Origin of the sequence: Grimontia sp. NTOU-MAR1, assembly GCF_035758505.1 — a bacterium.
Classification (GTDB): domain Bacteria; phylum Pseudomonadota; class Gammaproteobacteria; order Enterobacterales; family Vibrionaceae; genus Enterovibrio; species Enterovibrio marinus.
The window spans coordinates 792,784-809,140 of record NZ_CP142109.1; the positions used below are offsets into that span (position 1 = coordinate 792,784).

At 48.7% G+C, this 16,357-nt stretch carries 19 protein-coding genes; 11 read left to right on the top strand and 8 right to left on the bottom strand.

Annotated elements, in window-relative coordinates:
• Positions 1 to 6 precede the first annotated feature (6 nt).
• Entirely contained in the window at positions 7 to 249 is a 243-nt protein-coding gene (locus VP504_RS21545) for a formate dehydrogenase subunit delta (protein WP_325895396.1), read from the top strand.
• A gap of 181 nt (positions 250 to 430) precedes the next feature.
• Here the strand turns inward: VP504_RS21545 and VP504_RS21550 are convergent, their stop codons facing one another.
• The 4 genes from VP504_RS21550 to VP504_RS21565 form a co-directional block, all read right to left on the bottom strand.
• Positions 431 to 1,252 (bottom strand): N-acetyl-ornithine deacetylase, encoded by an 822-nt coding sequence (locus VP504_RS21550; protein ID WP_325895397.1) that lies wholly within the window; start codon positions 1,250 to 1,252, stop codon positions 431 to 433.
• 119 nt (positions 1,253 to 1,371) lie between these two features.
• A complete protein-coding gene (locus tag VP504_RS21555) occupies positions 1,372 to 2,145 on the bottom strand; it encodes a siderophore-interacting protein (RefSeq protein ID WP_325895398.1) in 774 nt (257 codons plus the stop codon).
• Positions 2,146 to 2,258: 113 nt separating this feature from the next.
• The gene (locus tag VP504_RS21560) at positions 2,259 to 3,383 is read right to left on the bottom strand and encodes a Gfo/Idh/MocA family protein (protein ID WP_325895399.1); all 1,125 of its coding nucleotides are present in this window, start codon (positions 3,381 to 3,383) and stop codon (positions 2,259 to 2,261) included.
• Between the two features lie 50 nt (positions 3,384 to 3,433).
• A complete protein-coding gene (locus VP504_RS21565) occupies positions 3,434 to 4,141 on the bottom strand; it encodes a GntR family transcriptional regulator (protein ID WP_325895400.1) in 708 nt (235 codons plus the stop codon).
• A gap of 228 nt (positions 4,142 to 4,369) precedes the next feature.
• Between VP504_RS21565 and VP504_RS21570 the strand changes: the two genes are divergently transcribed.
• The 6 genes from VP504_RS21570 (at position 4,370) to VP504_RS21595 (ending at position 9,934) form a co-directional block, all read left to right on the top strand.
• On the top strand, positions 4,370 to 5,527 hold the full coding sequence (locus tag VP504_RS21570) for an LLM class flavin-dependent oxidoreductase (RefSeq protein ID WP_325895401.1): 1,158 nt from the start codon (positions 4,370 to 4,372) through the stop codon (positions 5,525 to 5,527).
• Entirely contained in the window at positions 5,527 to 6,429 is a 903-nt protein-coding gene (locus VP504_RS21575) for an aldo/keto reductase (RefSeq protein WP_325895402.1), read from the top strand. The genes VP504_RS21570 and VP504_RS21575 overlap by 1 nt, the downstream gene beginning before the upstream one ends.
• Entirely contained in the window at positions 6,426 to 6,899 is a 474-nt protein-coding gene (locus tag VP504_RS21580; RefSeq protein ID WP_325895403.1) for a flavin reductase family protein, read from the top strand. Before VP504_RS21575 ends, VP504_RS21580 begins: the two co-directional genes overlap by 4 nt.
• Entirely contained in the window at positions 6,899 to 7,429 is a 531-nt protein-coding gene (locus tag VP504_RS21585; RefSeq protein ID WP_325895404.1) for a TRAP transporter small permease, read from the top strand. Before VP504_RS21580 ends, VP504_RS21585 begins: the two co-directional genes overlap by 1 nt.
• 38 nt (positions 7,430 to 7,467) lie before the next feature.
• The gene (locus VP504_RS21590) at positions 7,468 to 8,754 is read left to right on the top strand and encodes a TRAP transporter large permease (protein ID WP_325895405.1); all 1,287 of its coding nucleotides are present in this window, start codon (positions 7,468 to 7,470) and stop codon (positions 8,752 to 8,754) included.
• Positions 8,755 to 8,842: 88 nt separating this feature from the next.
• Positions 8,843 to 9,934 carry a TRAP transporter substrate-binding protein gene (locus VP504_RS21595; RefSeq protein WP_062714000.1) on the top strand — a complete coding sequence of 364 codons (1,092 nt, stop codon included), beginning with the start codon at positions 8,843 to 8,845 and terminating at the stop codon, positions 9,932 to 9,934.
• 63 nt (positions 9,935 to 9,997) lie between these two features.
• Here the strand turns inward: VP504_RS21595 and VP504_RS21600 are convergent, their stop codons facing one another.
• Positions 9,998 to 10,573 (bottom strand): DsbA family protein, encoded by a 576-nt coding sequence (locus tag VP504_RS21600; protein ID WP_325895406.1) that lies wholly within the window; start codon positions 10,571 to 10,573, stop codon positions 9,998 to 10,000.
• A 110-nt stretch (positions 10,574 to 10,683) separates the two neighbouring features.
• The gene (locus VP504_RS21605) at positions 10,684 to 11,352 is read right to left on the bottom strand and encodes an ArsR/SmtB family transcription factor (protein ID WP_325895407.1); all 669 of its coding nucleotides are present in this window, start codon (positions 11,350 to 11,352) and stop codon (positions 10,684 to 10,686) included.
• 136 nt (positions 11,353 to 11,488) lie between these two features.
• On the opposite strand from VP504_RS21605, the gene VP504_RS21610 reads away from it, so the two are divergent.
• The 4 genes from VP504_RS21610 (at position 11,489) to VP504_RS21625 (ending at position 12,973) form a co-directional block, all read left to right on the top strand.
• Entirely contained in the window at positions 11,489 to 11,824 is a 336-nt protein-coding gene (locus VP504_RS21610) for an NIPSNAP family protein (protein WP_062714006.1), read from the top strand.
• Positions 11,821 to 12,144: an antibiotic biosynthesis monooxygenase family protein gene (locus tag VP504_RS21615; protein ID WP_325895408.1), complete on the top strand. Its 324-nt coding sequence runs from the start codon at positions 11,821 to 11,823 to the stop codon at positions 12,142 to 12,144. Before VP504_RS21610 ends, VP504_RS21615 begins: the two co-directional genes overlap by 4 nt.
• Complete coding sequence (locus VP504_RS21620) at positions 12,141 to 12,431, top strand: YciI family protein (protein WP_325895409.1); 291 nt, start codon at positions 12,141 to 12,143, stop codon at positions 12,429 to 12,431. The genes VP504_RS21615 and VP504_RS21620 overlap by 4 nt, the downstream gene beginning before the upstream one ends.
• A gap of 119 nt (positions 12,432 to 12,550) precedes the next feature.
• A complete protein-coding gene (locus VP504_RS21625; RefSeq protein ID WP_325895410.1) occupies positions 12,551 to 12,973 on the top strand; it encodes a hypothetical protein in 423 nt (140 codons plus the stop codon).
• Positions 12,974 to 13,051: 78 nt separating this feature from the next.
• Here VP504_RS21625 and VP504_RS21630 read toward each other — a convergent pair whose 3' ends face one another.
• The gene (locus tag VP504_RS21630) at positions 13,052 to 15,580 is read right to left on the bottom strand and encodes a hypothetical protein (protein ID WP_325895411.1); all 2,529 of its coding nucleotides are present in this window, start codon (positions 15,578 to 15,580) and stop codon (positions 13,052 to 13,054) included.
• Positions 15,581 to 15,778: 198 nt separating this feature from the next.
• Entirely contained in the window at positions 15,779 to 16,351 is a 573-nt protein-coding gene (gfa, locus tag VP504_RS21635; RefSeq protein WP_325895412.1) for an S-(hydroxymethyl)glutathione synthase, read from the bottom strand.
• Between the last annotated feature and the right edge of the window lie 6 nt (positions 16,352 to 16,357).

Sequence of the window (16,357 nt, forward strand, 5' to 3'; positions counted from 1 at the left end):
GTGAACATGGACGGTGAACTTCATCGTAACGAACGCCTTTATGCGATGGCGAACCAGATTGCTGATAACTTAAAGCATGGAAGGACCGAGCATGAAACGGTAGACGAAGTGGCTTGTCATATTCGCCGCTTTTGGTCCCGAGACATGAAGAAGAGTCTGTTTGCTGCGATAGGGAGTGAACTTTTAAATCCCATCGCTGAAAAAGCGGCAGAATCACTGGAGCAAGAATATCGCCTGAAGACTGGGTGATATTTAGCTTTAGTCAAATGAAGGCCACGCATTGCGTGGCCTTTGCATTTCTGTCTGCCATGTTTCTTTATACCCTAACGACCTGAATCCTGCATCTTCAGGTCGTTAGGGTATAGGTCTTTTAAAAAAGCCAACTGCCCACAAATCTTCGGGTAGTTGGTTCATTGTTTAAACTACAAACTTAAACAGGTGTCTTGGTCATTGCTAAAAATGCATTCATTACCGAGGCGTTCGCTAAGATGCGCTGGTCGAGGCTTTGTTGGGCAGGTGTTTCGCTACAACAGCCAACACGGGCACCTTGTTGTACCAAAAAAGATTCGAAAGAGGTGTCGAAGTGATTGAAGATAACGCCATCTTGGACAGGACAGTCGTCAATACTGCCGTCTTTGGCGATGGGGAAAAATTCCCCCAAAGCATCTCTTAAAGTGTGGCTAAATGCCCCTGGCGTTTCGGCAGGCTCAAAGGTATACACATAGGTATCCGTCTGCAGCACATCTTCATGGCAGGTCAGTATCCCATCGCAACTTGCAGCCAGAAGAAGTTCAGTGTGCTCAAGTAAAATTTTGCCTTCCAATGAGGTGTCTTCTCCCGGTTTAGGAACACCACTTTCCAGATAAAAGCCACGGTTAGGGTTTTCACCGAGCTCATTGAATCTATGACCATTGGCAAAGCCAGTCGGGTTAACCAAAGGCAGCAGGCTTAGGTTTACCTGCTCAAATAGACACGCATCCATTTGCTGTAAAAGGTGCAAAAGCCCCCATGGCCCTGCGGCCTCTTCACCGTGAAACCCAGCGCTAATGAGCACATTATGATTTCCGGCGTTTTGTTCCGGTGATTGCATGAACCACAAAGGGTACCCGCCCGCTTCCCCAAGTTTCATTGTGTTGAGGCCGAGTCTGACTTTCTCCTGTTCAAGTAGTGAGTAAAAATGGCTGACGTCAGTACTTTTGCACTGAAAAATCTCGCTGTGCCAGCTATGGCATTCGAAGGGATTACGACTCATTGATACTTCCTTGTACTTGCAAAGTCTGAAAAGATTGCCATTGTCAACATACCAGCAAACACAGAAAAATCATGCTGCAATGATCGCGGCTGGATTTGTTTATTATGTTGGTCTCGAGCTTATGCGATGGCTTCCGCATCCTTTCGCTTGATCACTTTGTGGCCTTCCTCGGTAACGCCGTCTTTCCAATAACTGCTGATGTAGATATTTTCTCTATCGACTTCTCTGTCATTGCGGAAATATTGACGAAGCGCGCGCATGGAATCAAATTCACACGCGCACCATACGGCAGCTTCTCCATCAAACCACTTTTTATCGCGAACTTGTCCTGCCAGTGTTTTTTCACCTTTGACCAACCAGTCGATTTGCATACCTTCTGGTGCATGGAGAGGTTGAATGTCATCTTCAGACTCCACTTCAATGACAGCATGACCTAGAGCGTGGTGAGGAAGAGTGGCGATTTTTACAGAAAGCGCAGGAAGCGCCGTCATGTCAGCAACCATGAAGAACCAATCGGCCTCTTTGTTGATTTCCTGAATTGTGCCTGGACCTGCAATATTGATGGTATCTCCAACTTTTGCGTTCATTGCCCAACGCGCAGCATGACCACAGCCACAGTCATCAATGGTATGACGGACAAAATCAACGGTAATGGTATGAATACTAAAATCTAAATCGCGAATGGTATACGTACGCATAACAGGCCTTTGGTCTGCAGTAAGCGAACTAAGGTCCGTACTGCCGTCCGGCGCAAACAAGAGTTTGATATAGCCGCCTTCACAGTTTGTGGGAAAACGGCAAAGACCTTCTCCATGCATCACAATGCGTTGCATGTTAGGGGTGACTGCAGTGGTCGCTTCTACAGTCAACAAAATAGGGCTTGGTTTATTCATTGTTCTTCTCTGACTACTTTACTTCCCCCTAAAATACGTCGCCTTTATAAATATATCAATGATAACGATTATCATTTGCGTAAATTTACATTCATGGGGGAATGTCATATCTGCTATTCAAAGCCCAAGCCTTTGCTGGTAAAAGTCACCAACTGATTCCGTTTAATCGCCTCCTGCGCCGCGAGCCCAATTACTGCGGCTTTCAAGCCATCTTCCAATGACACTTCAACGTCTTGCTCACCTAAGACGGCGCGTTGGAATTTCTGGTGTTGATAGAAAGTGGAACCATTATGGTCACCAGCTTCGAGAAGGGTCGGGTCGACAGGCACTTCCATTTGTTTTGGTCCCTTGGGATCGCGGGGACTGGAAATGACTTGGGCGACAGGGGGATCGCCAAGGGTGTCTGTCGGCCAGAAACGGCCGGGGCCGGGAACCAGACATTCCACCTTGCCTTTGTCACCGACAACGCTGATCTCTTCTTGGTAGCGGGAGCCTTCGGCGAACATGCAAAGCTCCAAGCTGGCACGGGTGCCGTTGTCGAATTCTACGGTGACATAAGCATTATCGAGGATGTCTGGTGCTTCGCCGTTATAGGATTCGTCTTTATGGTTGACGGCCTGACTTCCGGATGCAAAGACTCGAACAGGGTTAGCGTTGGCCATCAGTCGCATTAAATCAAAGAAGTGGCAGCATTTCTCGACTAGCGTTCCGCCGGTTTTGTGGTTGAAACGGTTCCAGTCATCCACTTTATGCAGGAAAGGAAAGCGGTGCTCGCGAATTGAAAACAGATGGCGCTGGCCAATCTCGCCTTGCGCGAGTAAATCAAGCATCAGTGTGATAGGTGGCATATAGCGATATTCCATCGCAACCCAAATCGGTGCAGGGTGGGATTTGGCGGCTTCTACCAAACGCGCAACATCATCAATCTGCGTACAGATGGGTTTCTCAATCAAGATTGGCAATGTGCAGCGGCTCATGATGCCTAACAATTGCTCTGCATGCTGAAAGTTTGGGGTCGCGATAACGAGGGCATCGACATCGTTTGCTTCAAGTAATTCATCCAAACCTTCAACTGAGCGGGCGGTTGGCACCAACGCGTGTGCTTTTTGGCGCATTTCTGCGTTAGGTTCGGCAAGCACGGTGATCTTTACATTCTCTAAAAGTTGAATGTTCCGAATGTGCTCTTGTCCCATCATGCCGCATCCAAGAATGCCATAGCGAATTACTTTATCTGTCATTCAGTCCGTCCGTTGCGTTTGTTTTATAGCCTTAGTGGCTATCGTTGTCGTTATGTCCATCGCGCTGCATAGCGCACGTTTACCGGGTCGTACCAAGTGAAAGAAACCTCCTCAATACGATCCCGGTTTGACCAACTCAAGCGCTCGATATAGCCACAGGCTGAGCCAATCTCGGGTTTAAAGTCTTGATGTTTCCAGTCGGGCACATGATCGACTGTAATGCTGTCCTGCACCTTTGAAATCCAAAAGCCGAGCTTCTCGCGGTAATACACATATAGCGATTCCACGAGACCGTCTGGGGCAATATCTTCTTTGTGCTCACCGCTTATCCAAATCTCTTCCATAGCAGCAGGCTGTTGGTCGAGTTTTCTCAATCGGCGGAAACGCCATAGTTGCGCGTTTGATTCCAGCCCCAACAAAGACGCCACATAGGTGTTGGTGTGCTGTTCAACGCTCAGAAAATCGGCGTTTGGTAACCCACCCCCGGATTTCAATTCAAGGCGGAAAAAGTGGTACACCGCCGAATTATCAGGCGTATTTTTCACGTAAGTGCCTGAGCCCTGGATTCTTTCCAGTAATCCATTCTGTTCTAGCTCGTTCAGCGCTTTTCGCAGCGTGCCGACAGCAACGCCCAGCTTTTTTGCCAGTTCCGCCTCAGTAGGCAGCCTTTCTCCCGGTAACCAATAACCTGCCGAGATTTCTCTCCGCAACAACTCACTTATCTGGATGAACAAGGGTAATCGTGTTGATTCACTCATTTTCTAAAAATCTCAAAATTAATAACTGCCGACATATTAGAAGGTTACTGAGCATTTCTCTATTTTTAAGCTCATAGAGTGAATGAATTCATTCATCATTGATTTACTTTATTTGTAAATCTTATAGCATTTATTAACAATTCATTCACCAATCATTTTCAATTCGTTGGTAGTGAAAAGCAACAAGAAGAATGTTGGTTGGCTTTTTATAGAAACAGGAGAGTTCGGATGAGTGTCGTGCCTATCACGAGTGAGGGGTTAGATGCCACAGAGGTATCATGGTTTGCGCCGCTTTGTAGCGATGATTATCGCTATTTAGGGGTGCCTGATGGCGCGTTACGAAGCAGTTGGGAAAATACCCGAGACATCGTTTTGACTGCTGAGAAGCAAGGCTTTCGTAACATCCTATGTCCGTCTTCGTATCAGGTAGGGCAAGACACTCTGACTTTTGCTTCCGCGATGGGGCCGCTTACCGAGCGCATTAATCTGTTGGCAGCCATTCGCTGCGGTGAAGTGCATCCAGCCATGCTAGCCCGTTCCGTCGCGACGCTTGATCACATCATGAAAGGGCGTTTGACGCTGAATATTATCTCCTCTGATTTCCCAGGTGAGAAAGCGGATAGTGCTTACCGCTACCGCCGTTCAAAAGAAGTGGTCGATATTCTTCGTCAGGCTTGGACGCGGGATGAAATCCGCTACGACGGTGAAATCTACAAACTGGACACGCTTTCTGCCGATCCTGTGCGCCCCTATCAGCAAAACGGCGGACCGCTGCTTTACTTCGGTGGCTATTCCCCGGACGCCCTCGAACTGTGTGGTTCAGACTGCGACGTCTACCTGATGTGGCCTGAAACCGAAGATATGCTGGAATCGCGCATGAAAGCGGTCAATGAAGTGTCGCAACGTCATGGTCGTACTCTGGATTATGGCCTTCGTGTTCACATGATTGTCCGTGATACCGAAACCGAAGCACGTGAATATGCCGAATCGTTGGTTTCGAAACTGGACGATAATTTTGGTCAGTCGATCCGCGAGAGAGCGTTGGACTCGAAAAGTCTTGGCGTGGCTTTTCAGTCTAAACAGCGTGAGCAGGCAGATCAGTTTGGTTTTACTGAACCGAATCTTTGGACCGGCGTTGGCCGCGCCCGTTCTGGCTGTGGTGCTGCACTGGTGGGCAGTGTCGATCAGGTGCTGACCAAGATTGAACGCTACAAGAAAATGGGTATCCGCGCCTTTATCTTCTCTGGCTACCCGCACAAATCTGAATGTGAAATTGTCGGCCAGAAAATTCTACCCGAGCTGAAAACTTGCTCAATGCCTGAAGAATACGGCCGTGTTCCAGTAAGTACACCACTGACTCCACTTGGCGCAGGAGAGCGCAAATAATGAAATACACAGAACTGCATCCTTCACTGTCTGCATTCAGCCGTCTGGTTTATGGCGCTTGGCGTTTATCGGATGATAAAGATACTTCAGAAGCACATGTGCGCGCGAAAGTCGATGCGTGTCTGGAACAAGGTATTACCACCTTTGACCATGCTGACATCTATGGTGACTACTCTTGCGAAGCGGTTTTTGGTCAGGTGCTTGAAGCGACCCCTTCGTTGCGTGACCAGATTCAACTGGTGTCGAAATGCGACATTATGTTGCTCTCAGAAAAATACCCGAACCGCTGTGTCAAATACTATGACACCTCAGAAGCACACATCCGTCAGTCAGTCACCAACTCTCTGCAGAACTTGAAAACGGACTACCTGGATTTGCTGCTGGTACATCGCCCGGATCCGTTTATGGATCATTGTGAAACAGGGAGCGCCCTTGATTCACTGATTGATGAAGGCTTGGTGAAAGCGGTCGGCGTATCCAATTTCAAATCCTGGGACTGGGAGTTGTTGCAATCTGGCATGCGCCATCCGCTGGTGACCAACCAAATCGAAATGAGTCTGATGAGCAGAGATTCCTTTACCAATGGCACGCTGGCTTTCCTACAAAAAGACGGCATTAAACCGATGGCATGGTCGCCACTGGCGGGCGGCGAACTGTTTGGTAACAGTGAGACTGCGCAGCGCGTGAAACCTTTGCTGCATCGCGAGGCCGAGAAGTTCGGTGTCGGTATTGACGCCGTCGCGATTGCTTGGCTACTCGCACACCCTGCAGGCATTTTACCTGTGTTGGGAACCAATAATCTTGAACGTATCCGAGGCATCAACGATGCACTGAAGGTGACAATAGACAGAGAAATCTGGTTCGAGCTTTGGACGGCTGCAGCAGGGGAGGAGGTCGCATGAGCCGTGAACTGAGAAACGCGCTTTCCTGCTTTGCTACGGGCGTAACAGTGATTACAGCGCGTCATGAAGGGCAGGATTATGGATTGACTTGTTCGTCATTCAATTCAGTCTCCTTGGAACCTGCAATTGTACTTTGGAGTATTAACCGCACTTCATCGACCAAGCAGCCCATTCTTGAATCGGGTGGCTACACCGTGAGTGTGTTGGCGGTGGAACATTCCGAGCTTGCGATGAAGTTCTGCCGTGACAGCCATGAAGAGCGCTTCCGCGGTGTCGAGCTCCAACGTGCACCAAGTGGTCGTGCCATTATTGAAGGGGCAGTGGCCTGGTTTGATTGCGACCTGAATGGCGTCGTCAGCGCGGGTGACCACGATATCCTGCTTGGTAAAGTGACTGGCTTTCACTCGCAGCAGGGAGATGGATTGGTGTTCGAACGCAGCCGCTTTGGCAAGGTAGGAGAAGTCGCTTAATGGCAGTAGTGAAGTCAGTCATTTCGGTGCTGGAAACCGTCAATAACACATTGGATCGCACAGGCGCATCCGTAGCATGGGTGCTGGTGGCCTTGATGGTATCCAGCATTCTGCTGCAGGTGGTGTGTCGCTATGTGTTCAATGCTGCATTGCCTTGGCCGGAAGAAGTCGCCCGGGCATTGATGATTTGGATGATGGCACTGGTGGCGGGGCAGGCGTATCGAAAGGGCATGTTTGTCTCTATCGATATGATTTTCAATTATCTGTCGCCAAAGGTGGCGCAGGTGATTCGCATTCTGCTGCTGGTGATTGCCTTTGCTGTGCTGGTCCAACTGTTCGTTATCGCACTGGAATTCTTTGACCGCGGTTTTCGAACCCGTGCAGCGTCATTTCCGTTGAAACGGGCTTGGATTTATCTCGCTATGCCTGTGTGTTTCGGCACCATGCTACTCGCTAACTTAGAAATGTTCCTGAAAGCGCTTACTCATAAAGAAGAGGATGCCATCGCTGCACAAGCTGGAGAAAGCTAAGTAGCCAGGCGTTGGTAATCATAAGGATGTGGCTGTAAATGTTGATCTTCTTTCTACCTCTGTTTTTGGTTTTCCTTCTCGTTGGCATGCCCGTGTTTTTCGCGCTGCTCGCCGCTCCGGGGTTCATGCTTTTTGCAGAAGGCATGGATAGGGATATTCCCTTACTATTCCGTAATATCTACAACGGAATCGACTCTTTCCCGCTGATGGCCATTCCATTCTTTATGCTCGCGGGGGAGGTCATGAACCGAAGTGGCATCACGCTAAGCTTGGTGAACTTCTCGCAATCCCTGATTGGACATGTACGCGGTGGTCTAGCCCACGTTAACGTGATGTCGAGCATGCTGTTCGCGGGGCTTTCCGGTTCTGCCGTGGCGGATACCTCTGCCATCGGTTCCATGATGATCCCAGCGATGGAGAAGAATGGATACTCACGTAAGTTTGCCGCCGCCATTACCGCGGCGTCTTCGGTAATTGGTCCAATCATTCCACCGTCCGGCATCATGATAATTTACGCCTACACCATGGAAATCTCTGTGGCAGCACTGTTTGCGGCGGGTGTGGTTCCCGGCGTGATGATCGGTAGCGGCTTGATGCTTTTGATCGCGCTGATGGCAAAACACCAGAACCTGCCGATTGCGAGCGAAAAAGCAACTTGGCGTGAACGCGGAACAGCCACCAGAAAGGCTTTCTGGCCGCTGTTGACTCCTGTGATCATTCTGGGCGGTATATTGGGAGGCATCTTTACACCGACTGAGGCTTCTGCCGTCGCCGTACTTTATACCCTGGTTGTGGGCATGTTCGTGCTTCGCACTTTGAGGCTGAAAGATATCCCGGACATTTTTACGGCGAGTGCTAAATCGTCAGCCGTAATCCTGTTGTTGGTGGGTGCAGCATTGGCGTTTAAAACTGTAGTGTCACTTTCCCATGCTGCAGAATCTATGGCGCATTGGACGCTGAGTATCAGTGAGAATCCGCTGATCTTACTGTTCCTTATCAACATCCTGCTTTTTATTGTTGGCATGTTCCTCGATGCAGGGCCGGCCATCATTATTCTGGGGCCAATTTTGGCGCCGGTTTTTGTCAGTCTGGGTATAGACCCAGTGCATTTCGCCATCATCATGAGTGTGAACCTCACGGTGGGCTTGGCGACGCCTCCAATGGGACTGGTGCTGTTTGTGGCATCAAGCGTATCTGGCGAGAAAGTCGAAACCCTGTCCCGCGCGATTCTGCCGTTCTTGGCAGTGGAAGTGGTAGTGATCTTCCTGATTACGTTTTTCCCGTCTCTTTCTATGACCATTCCACAATGGTTGGGTCTGGCATGATTCAGGAATTTATAAACTGAGAACGTAAGTTCTCACCTTATGTGGAACAGCCTTTGGGCTGGCAATCACGGAAGTGAAAAGGTGAAGTATGAAAATAACGGTAAACAAAATGTGTAAAGCATTGAAGGGAAGTGCTCTGGCGTTGCTGGCTGGATTAATGACCACCGCAGCATTGTCAGTGCCAGCCATGGCGGCGGACTTCAACCTTCGCGCAGTGGCTAACTCCAACGAAAATGACGAAGACTATGATGGCCTGATCGTCTTTAAAGACTTCGTTGAATCTCACTCGAACGGCAAAATCAAAGTTGATCTTTATATTGGTACCCAACTTTGTGGTAACGGTACCGAGTGTATTCAGGCGGTAGAAGACGGTTCAGTCGATATCTATATTTCCACCTCTGGCGGTGCGGCGAACATGTTCCCGTATATTCAGGTTCTCGATCTCCCTTATGTACTGCCAAATGACCGTACCGCAGAAGCCGTTTTGCAGGGTGACTTCGTGCGTGAACTGCGTAAAGCTATTCTTGCCGATACCGATGATAAACTGCGTCTGATGGCAATAGGTAACACTGGCGGCTGGCGTAACTTTGCTAACACCAAGCGCACGGTGAAACAGCCAAGTGATTTGGAAGGCCTGAAAATCCGCACCGTGGTTGCTGATTTGCCACAGGTATTGGTGAAAGCGCTGGGTGCAAGCCCAACACCAATCCCATGGCCTGAGCTTTACACCTCATTCCAAACGGGTGTGGTTGAAGGTTCGAAAAACGGCATTACCGACATCATGGGCATGAAGTTCCCAGAAGCAGGTTTGAAATACGTTACTTTGGACGGTCATGCCTACATGTCAGCGCTTTGGTACATGAACAACGAAGCCTTCCTGGATATGCCACCAGAGCTACGCAAAGTGATTGTCGATGGCTTCCGTGCACTGCAACAGGCAACGTTCGCTTCTCCAAAGCGTAAATCGATCGCCGCTTACGATGCCTTCAAGAAAGCTGGCGGTAAGCTTTACGTGCCAACTCCAGAAGAAAAAGCCAAGTTTCAGGAATCCGCAGCGCCAGTTTATATCTGGTTCCAGGAGAACGTGAAAGACGGTAAGAAGTGGTTTGACTTACTCAAATCAGAATCCGAAAAGGCGCAACAACAGATTGCAGCAGCGGATAAAGCAGACCTCTCTTAGCGGTTTGTAAGGGAACAAAAAAATCAGCCTCTCGGGGCTGATTTTTCTTTTTACATAGTTTGGCTATTTCAACAAGGGATCAATTGCTGCCTGCCAGTCTTCCAAGCTAGAGTTGTGGTCGACCGGAACCAAACCTGCATTGTTGATAAAGACGGTGGGTGTCGCCCAGACTGATCGTGTCGCCGCATAGCGAATCGGTGTTCTGCCTTGCACGTAAACATCGCTGCTGTCCATTCGCTCGATGAAAGCTTCACGGTCAACTTTGCCATGTTCCATGGCATAATCAGCAACCAAGTTTCTCAGATCTTCATGGGTCTTATGGAGAAACTGGCCGTTGTAGAACGTATCCTGCCGCTCATACAAGAAGGTGGCGAAGCAATAAAACTTCTCAGAATCACCTTCAGCCAAAGCAAATAACCCCAAACTCATGTCCCACGCCTGACGGTGGTTACTCAAGGTAATAAGGTGAGTTTTGAGGCTAACTGACTGCCCTTTGTAGTGATTCATTACCGCCATCAGATTCGGCCAAATAGCACGTGAATGCGGGCATTGAATGTCGACGAAAGCATCAATGGTGACGGATGCGGCTGGGTCACCAAGTAGAAAGCCGCTCGGGCGGTGGGGAATGGGTATGCTCATAACGTCCTTGTCCTTAGCTCGTTGTTATTGTGTTGAGCTAAGTGTAGCTAATGGATTCGGGTCGTCTCTAGACCTTAATTGAGTCACTCATGCGACATTGAATCAGTACGTTATGCAATAAAAGTTTGTCTGAAACGGATGATACCTTTAGGCGTAAATTCAATAACTCTTGAGTCCGGTAATTGCTGCGCCCAACCCTGGCTAAGTAAGTATTCCAATATCCACTTCCCAAGGCTCCCCGCTATGTGTGTTCGCCTTTCACTCCAATCCAGACAGGCTTTACAAACAGGACGCTTTTGTCTTTCAAACGCCTCGATGTCAGCACCCAAGCTAATAAAAAAGGCTTTCCCTTTTTCCGTCAGCTTGGCCTCAATTAACGCATCTTCAATCAAACCTTGCGCCACCAGAGAGTCATAGAGTTGAACGGCAACTTCACCGGCCAGATGGTCATAACATACACGCGAATGACAAAGTGATATATCGCTAGGGCCAGTGTGAATAGGGTTGATAGAAGCGGTTACGTTCATCAGTTGTTCGAGTAATTCTGCGATTTCATAACCGGCAAGTTGGAAGTATCGATGGCGACCTTGTTTTCGCACTACCAGCAAACCACCTTCGACCAACTTTGCTAAGTGGCTACTGGCGGTTTGCGCGGAAATATCGGCTTCCAACGCCAGTTCAGTTGCGGTCAACGCTTTACCGCCGAGCAGTGCAATGAGCATTTTTGATCGGGCGCTATCGGCAACAAGCGCGGCGGTTTGAGTGATGTCCGGTTCCATAACGCATACGGGTTGTGTGTTTTGCTGTAAGGGTAGCAGTCCGGACGGAGTATTACTTCGATGGCGGTCGAAGCATAGGGTGATTTCAACGCTTAAGCTGTTATCCAACGCTCAACAAGGATAAGGACGTGGAGCTATGATCACCTGTTTCATTGAATACCGTATCGACCCGTTCAAACAAAGTCAGTTTGAAAAATATGCCAAGAACTGGGGAAAGATTATTCCTGAGTGTGGAGGCGATTTACTGGGCTATTTCATGCCCCATGAAGGCACTAACGATGTGGCCTATGGCCTGATTTCGTTTCCAGACTTAGCATCGTATGAAACCTACCGCGAACGGCTTAGATCGGATGAGGCGGGGAAGCGGAATTTTCTGTTCGCCAACAAAGAGCAGTTTATTGCAGCTGAAAAACGTTCATTCCTAAGAGTGGTGGATGCGACCTACAAGCAAGGAGCGAGGGTAGCAAAATGATCGCCGTTATCTTTGAAGTGGAACCCCATACTGAGCACAAAAGCACGTATCTTGACATAGCTGCCGTACTTCGTGAGGAACTGATGGAGGTTGAAGGGTTTATCTCAGTAGAGCGCTTTCAGAGTCTGACTAATGAGGAACATATGTTGTCGCTGTCTTTCTGGGAAAGTGAAGAGGCGATCGCTCATTGGCGGAATAACCTTCGTCATCAACTGGCGCAGCAAAAAGGAAAAGAAAGCTTGTTTAAAAACTATCGTATTCGCGTTGCAAACGTGGTGAGAGATTACGGTAAGGACACTCATAAAGGAGAAAGGAAATGAGAATTGTCGCTATTTTTACTGATACTCCAGAGATGCTTGAACACCGTAAACACCATGGTCAAGCACACCTCGATTTTTTGCGTGCTAACCAATCAGAGATTCTAGTTGGCGGCGGGCTAAGAGATGAAAACGGGGGTGCGTATGTGGGTGGTCTTTGGATCATGGAGGTAACAAGTCTGGCTCGTGCAAAGGCGATCATCGAACAAGACCCTTATTACGTGCCTGAGTTTCGTAGCTACCAATTAAAAGTTTGGGGTAAAGCGTTTGATGAAGACGTAATCATCTGAAATGTAGAAATTATTCTATTTAAAGGTCAAAAGTTTTATTTGAGATAACTGTCTAAATACACAGTATTTCGATGTGGTAAGGTTCGTACAGATTTTCGTTTCAAAGCCCAAGGAAGACCATGAGAGACGTTGTTTTAAAGAACCTGTGCGAACGTTTTCAATCATTGAATGAGATTGTTGATACCTTAAACCCAGAGCTGTTTACCACCCATTTGAATGTACCGAAGAATAAGTCTGTTGGTGAACATATGTGGTGTATTGTCGGTGCGCGGGAGAGCTATACGAAATCGTTGCTGAAAGGCGAGTGGGCAGGCTTTGAATGTTCACTGGCATCGACCGAATGTCGTGGCGATGTGATCGAGAAACTGAAATCTTCCGAAGTCGCGTTCGATGAAGTGGTAAATACCATTAGCCACTGGACGCCAGAGCGCGACGAGTTATTGGTTTATTTGCTTGAACACGAAGCAACCCATGAAGCGCAATTGATTCGCCACATCTTCGCTCTTGAGCAAACGTTGCCTGAATCGGTGAAGTGGGCTTAAACAATCCGCGAATGCAAGAGAAAGGGAGAGCCGAAGCTCTCCCTTTCTCTTATCTTTTCCCTATTCTGGATGACTCAGCTAGACTGAATCGTCTTCTGTGGCGGTCTCCACTTTAATCTTGAAATAGTGTTTACGGTCAGTGGTATTTGGAAAACTGACGGCATCGTCATCGGTATTCAGCAGCGGAATTTCCACGTAAAACTTCTTCGCGCCTACTGCATTTTTCCACAAACGTATTCTGGCAGGCATGATTAACAGGGACGTTGGCAGCTTTGGTGCTGGGGTTCCTGCTGTCTTCTTGATTTCATCGACCAAATAGTTGGCAGAAACCGACAGCAAGTTCATATCTATCTCGTCGAAATCTTCGCTCAGAAACGATATATCCGTAGAGATGGTAAATACTTTGCCAGGTTCGATAGAAACGCCTTTGAAGTTCTGTACATGAGTGCCGAAGTACAAGGTATCGAGCTTATGTTGGCCTGCAATACCAATCGAATCTGCCGAAAGGGCGACGTCTTTCCCCGCGCCGGGGAGTTTCTTGTCTTTGGCAGAAAACACCACCTTCCAACCATGAGGGAGGTGGTTTTTCGGCGGTGAAATGTCATAAATCCAGGGCCTGAAGAGCACCTTCCGGGTTCCTGCGAAAAGCCCCTGCAACTCAACCGCGCCACCTTTTTCTGCCTGTAAATCTCCAGCTGCACGCTCGTTTTCATCGTACGGGGTGATATGCAGGTGAGCAATAGATGGCGGGCGCACGTTGACCAGAGAACCCAGATCATCCGGTCTTGGGTGTGTGTAATGGTTACCACTAAGACCACTGTAGACATTGCTGTCCGGGTAGCTTGACCTTGGGGTTTCCCAAAATAAACGCGCTTTACAATAGGTGACGCGACGGGAATCTGTAGGGGTACTGGTGATCACCATTTCATTCTGGCGCGAATCTGCTGTGAATACGATCAAACTGGTCCAACGCAGTGGGTTCCGGTCTGCGCGGTCGCCATATTGAGTGGTGTTGAAAGGGTCGTAGTTGTTGCTGTCAAAATGGTGCTCGACACTGCCAGTCTGCATGGAGTTAGAGCAGGCACCCATATAAATTGCGCCGCCTTTGTTGCCGTAGCAGTCAAAGTTTCCGAGATCGTTCGACGATGCAATGTAGGTCCATTTACGGTGTACTTCCAGCTGACCATCAGGGGTTGGCCAACGGTTTTCGTCAGCCGTGTTTCGACTGCCCAGGGTTGGATCAGACATATATATGCCCCAACCATCGTTATTAACCGCTGCACAGCCAATAAAGCTGTTGTGCATGTAGTCTTCGTAGCCGCCCGGGAAATACCATCCGTCCAGACCATTTTCCCGCGCCATCAGGTTTACGTGGGTGTTGTAAGCACCATCAATGCCCACAAAGCCGTTCCATGGCATAGCATCAACGACAATGTTCATAAACTCGTTGTATGAAGCGCGGGCAGTGGTGGAATAGTTGCCCGGAAGATAAGGGGTCATTTGTGAAAGCAGAGTGTAATAGGCTTCCATATTATAGAAGGAGACTTCGACCGTTTTTGTTGACGAGGGTAAGCCACCCGGCACCACAACGGTTGTTGTTGTATCCAAACGTTTGATGGGTTTATGGTAGACCCGTGTTTCACCCTGTGTTTTGGGTTTGCTGGTGGTTTGCTTGTCGGATGCTTTGATACCAACGGATTTACCATCCAGTTTCTTGCCGATGTTGGCGATACGGGCGACTTCTTTTCCCTTGGCATCAAAAGCTCTGACCCAACGGACGAGTGGCACATCGATGGTGTCATCAAGCAATACTTCTTTGGAATCGCTGTAGGTGCCGCGAGCAGGGACGATGATTTCCGTATCACCTTCGCCATTATTGAGCTGAAAGCTGGTGAGATCAGACCAAACCAAAGGGATGTTGAATCGCTTTTGCGGTAGGCGGTTTGGCTGACCTGCCCAGTATTTCGGGGAGTTGGGCTGAGAACTTGCTGCAACACTCGGCTGGGGCGGCGTATGACCAATGATGATGCCGTTACCTCCATCCCCTGGATCTTTTAGACAGCCGCTGACGGCAAAATCAAATAAAAGGGTAGAGCCACATTGGGTATAAATGCCATCATTATTTGAGCCACCAATTGGACATAGTGCGGTGGGGTGCGTGGTGACGTCGCGCAAGGCGCCGGAGAGGGCTTTCCTTCTTACATAGCTACCTTGCCCTCTGAAAGTTCCGGAGCCCGTGGGGACTAACAAGTTTCCGACAATGGGGAAATAGCCTTTTCCCATGACGACATGGAAATCGTAGCGTTCATCTGATGGCGGCACAGGATCGCCATTCAAATCACGAAGCCTGAGCGCTTGCTCAAGCTTGACCTGATTTCGTTGCGCCATGGCGATAACGCCTTCGCGGTCTCTCTGCCAAAAGGCTTTGGCAGCTTGAGGAGTCTCGCCGACAGATTCCAACTCAATCGTGAGCTCACCTGTTTCGAGAAGGCTAATCAGCCAGTTATAAAGTAACTGAAACAGGCGGTTTAAGGCATCTGCGGTGATACGGAAAGGGGAGGTGACGGCATTCCATGTTCTGGGATAGCGTTGGCGTAGGTTACACATTTTTCGGCGCTCTTTTCCATGTATTTCCTCAAACTCTACGCAAATCAGTAATGGATTGATGTCTAATTTTGTTTACATGCGATATATATTATGACTTGATTTTTGGTTAACTTAGGTAGACGGTCTAGATTGAAGAAAAAGCCGGTGGCAAACCGGCACACGCTTAAGCCAGTATTAAAAAGGGTTAAACAATAGGAATTAACCAGCAGCCTTACTCTGGTTGTAAACATGGGTGGCGATGGCATCCATTAGTGGTGGAGAGAGACAGTCATAAGGCTCTAGCCCCAATTCATGTAGCCTTTCCCTGATGGCCTTCATTTGCTCTGGGGGGGTGCCAGCTTCGATAATGGAAGACACAAACGCCGCAAATTCTGGCGGTGACCAACCTTTTTCTCGCGACAACTCTGTGTGAACAAAATCGAGCCCATAGAAAGGATGGTTGGCGTCTTCAATACGGCCATACATATGCACGCCGCAATCACGGCAAGCATGACGCTGAATGGCTGCGCTTTCGTCAATGATAAAGAGCTTGTCAGCATTCTCATCGACCGAGAGGTTGTCCTTTGAAACTACGGCGATCTGAGAGAATGTTGCTCCTTCTGGTTTCCAACACTTCGAGCAACCGCACACATGGTTGTGAGCGGTTTGTGAAGATATGTTGACCACGACTGGATTGCTGCCACACTTACAGGTCAACGTACCGCCAGAAAAGCTAGCGGTGTCGTTGATTCGCACGCCACTATCGACGGCAGGGTGAATTGAAATTGTCATAGGAAA

Excerpts from the sequence above, each read along its gene's own strand:
- VP504_RS21555 (WP_325895398.1), bottom strand. The coding sequence starts at position 2,145 with ATGAATAAACCAAGCCCTATTTTGTTGACTGTAGAAGCGACCACTGCA.
- VP504_RS21585 (WP_325895404.1), top strand. The coding sequence starts at position 6,899 with ATGGCAGTAGTGAAGTCAGTCATTTCGGTGCTGGAAACCGTCAATAAC.
- VP504_RS21570 (WP_325895401.1), top strand. The coding sequence starts at position 4,370 with ATGAGTGTCGTGCCTATCACGAGTGAGGGGTTAGATGCCACAGAGGTA.
- gfa (WP_325895412.1), bottom strand. The coding sequence starts at position 16,351 with ATGACAATTTCAATTCACCCTGCCGTCGATAGTGGCGTGCGAATCAAC.
- VP504_RS21615 (WP_325895408.1), top strand. The coding sequence starts at position 11,821 with ATGATCGCCGTTATCTTTGAAGTGGAACCCCATACTGAGCACAAAAGC.
- VP504_RS21560 (WP_325895399.1), bottom strand. The coding sequence starts at position 3,383 with ATGACAGATAAAGTAATTCGCTATGGCATTCTTGGATGCGGCATGATG.
- VP504_RS21625 (WP_325895410.1), top strand. The coding sequence starts at position 12,551 with ATGAGAGACGTTGTTTTAAAGAACCTGTGCGAACGTTTTCAATCATTG.
- VP504_RS21610 (WP_062714006.1), top strand. The coding sequence starts at position 11,489 with ATGATCACCTGTTTCATTGAATACCGTATCGACCCGTTCAAACAAAGT.
- VP504_RS21600 (WP_325895406.1), bottom strand. The coding sequence starts at position 10,573 with ATGAGCATACCCATTCCCCACCGCCCGAGCGGCTTTCTACTTGGTGAC.
- VP504_RS21605 (WP_325895407.1), bottom strand. The coding sequence starts at position 11,352 with ATGGAACCGGACATCACTCAAACCGCCGCGCTTGTTGCCGATAGCGCC.
- VP504_RS21575 (WP_325895402.1), top strand. The coding sequence starts at position 5,527 with ATGAAATACACAGAACTGCATCCTTCACTGTCTGCATTCAGCCGTCTG.
- VP504_RS21550 (WP_325895397.1), bottom strand. The coding sequence starts at position 1,252 with ATGAGTCGTAATCCCTTCGAATGCCATAGCTGGCACAGCGAGATTTTT.
- VP504_RS21620 (WP_325895409.1), top strand. The coding sequence starts at position 12,141 with ATGAGAATTGTCGCTATTTTTACTGATACTCCAGAGATGCTTGAACAC.
- VP504_RS21565 (WP_325895400.1), bottom strand. The coding sequence starts at position 4,141 with ATGAGTGAATCAACACGATTACCCTTGTTCATCCAGATAAGTGAGTTG.
- VP504_RS21595 (WP_062714000.1), top strand. The coding sequence starts at position 8,843 with ATGAAAATAACGGTAAACAAAATGTGTAAAGCATTGAAGGGAAGTGCT.
- VP504_RS21630 (WP_325895411.1), bottom strand. The coding sequence starts at position 15,580 with ATGTGTAACCTACGCCAACGCTATCCCAGAACATGGAATGCCGTCACC.
- VP504_RS21545 (WP_325895396.1), top strand. The coding sequence starts at position 7 with ATGGACGGTGAACTTCATCGTAACGAACGCCTTTATGCGATGGCGAAC.
- VP504_RS21580 (WP_325895403.1), top strand. The coding sequence starts at position 6,426 with ATGAGCCGTGAACTGAGAAACGCGCTTTCCTGCTTTGCTACGGGCGTA.
- VP504_RS21590 (WP_325895405.1), top strand. The coding sequence starts at position 7,468 with ATGTTGATCTTCTTTCTACCTCTGTTTTTGGTTTTCCTTCTCGTTGGC.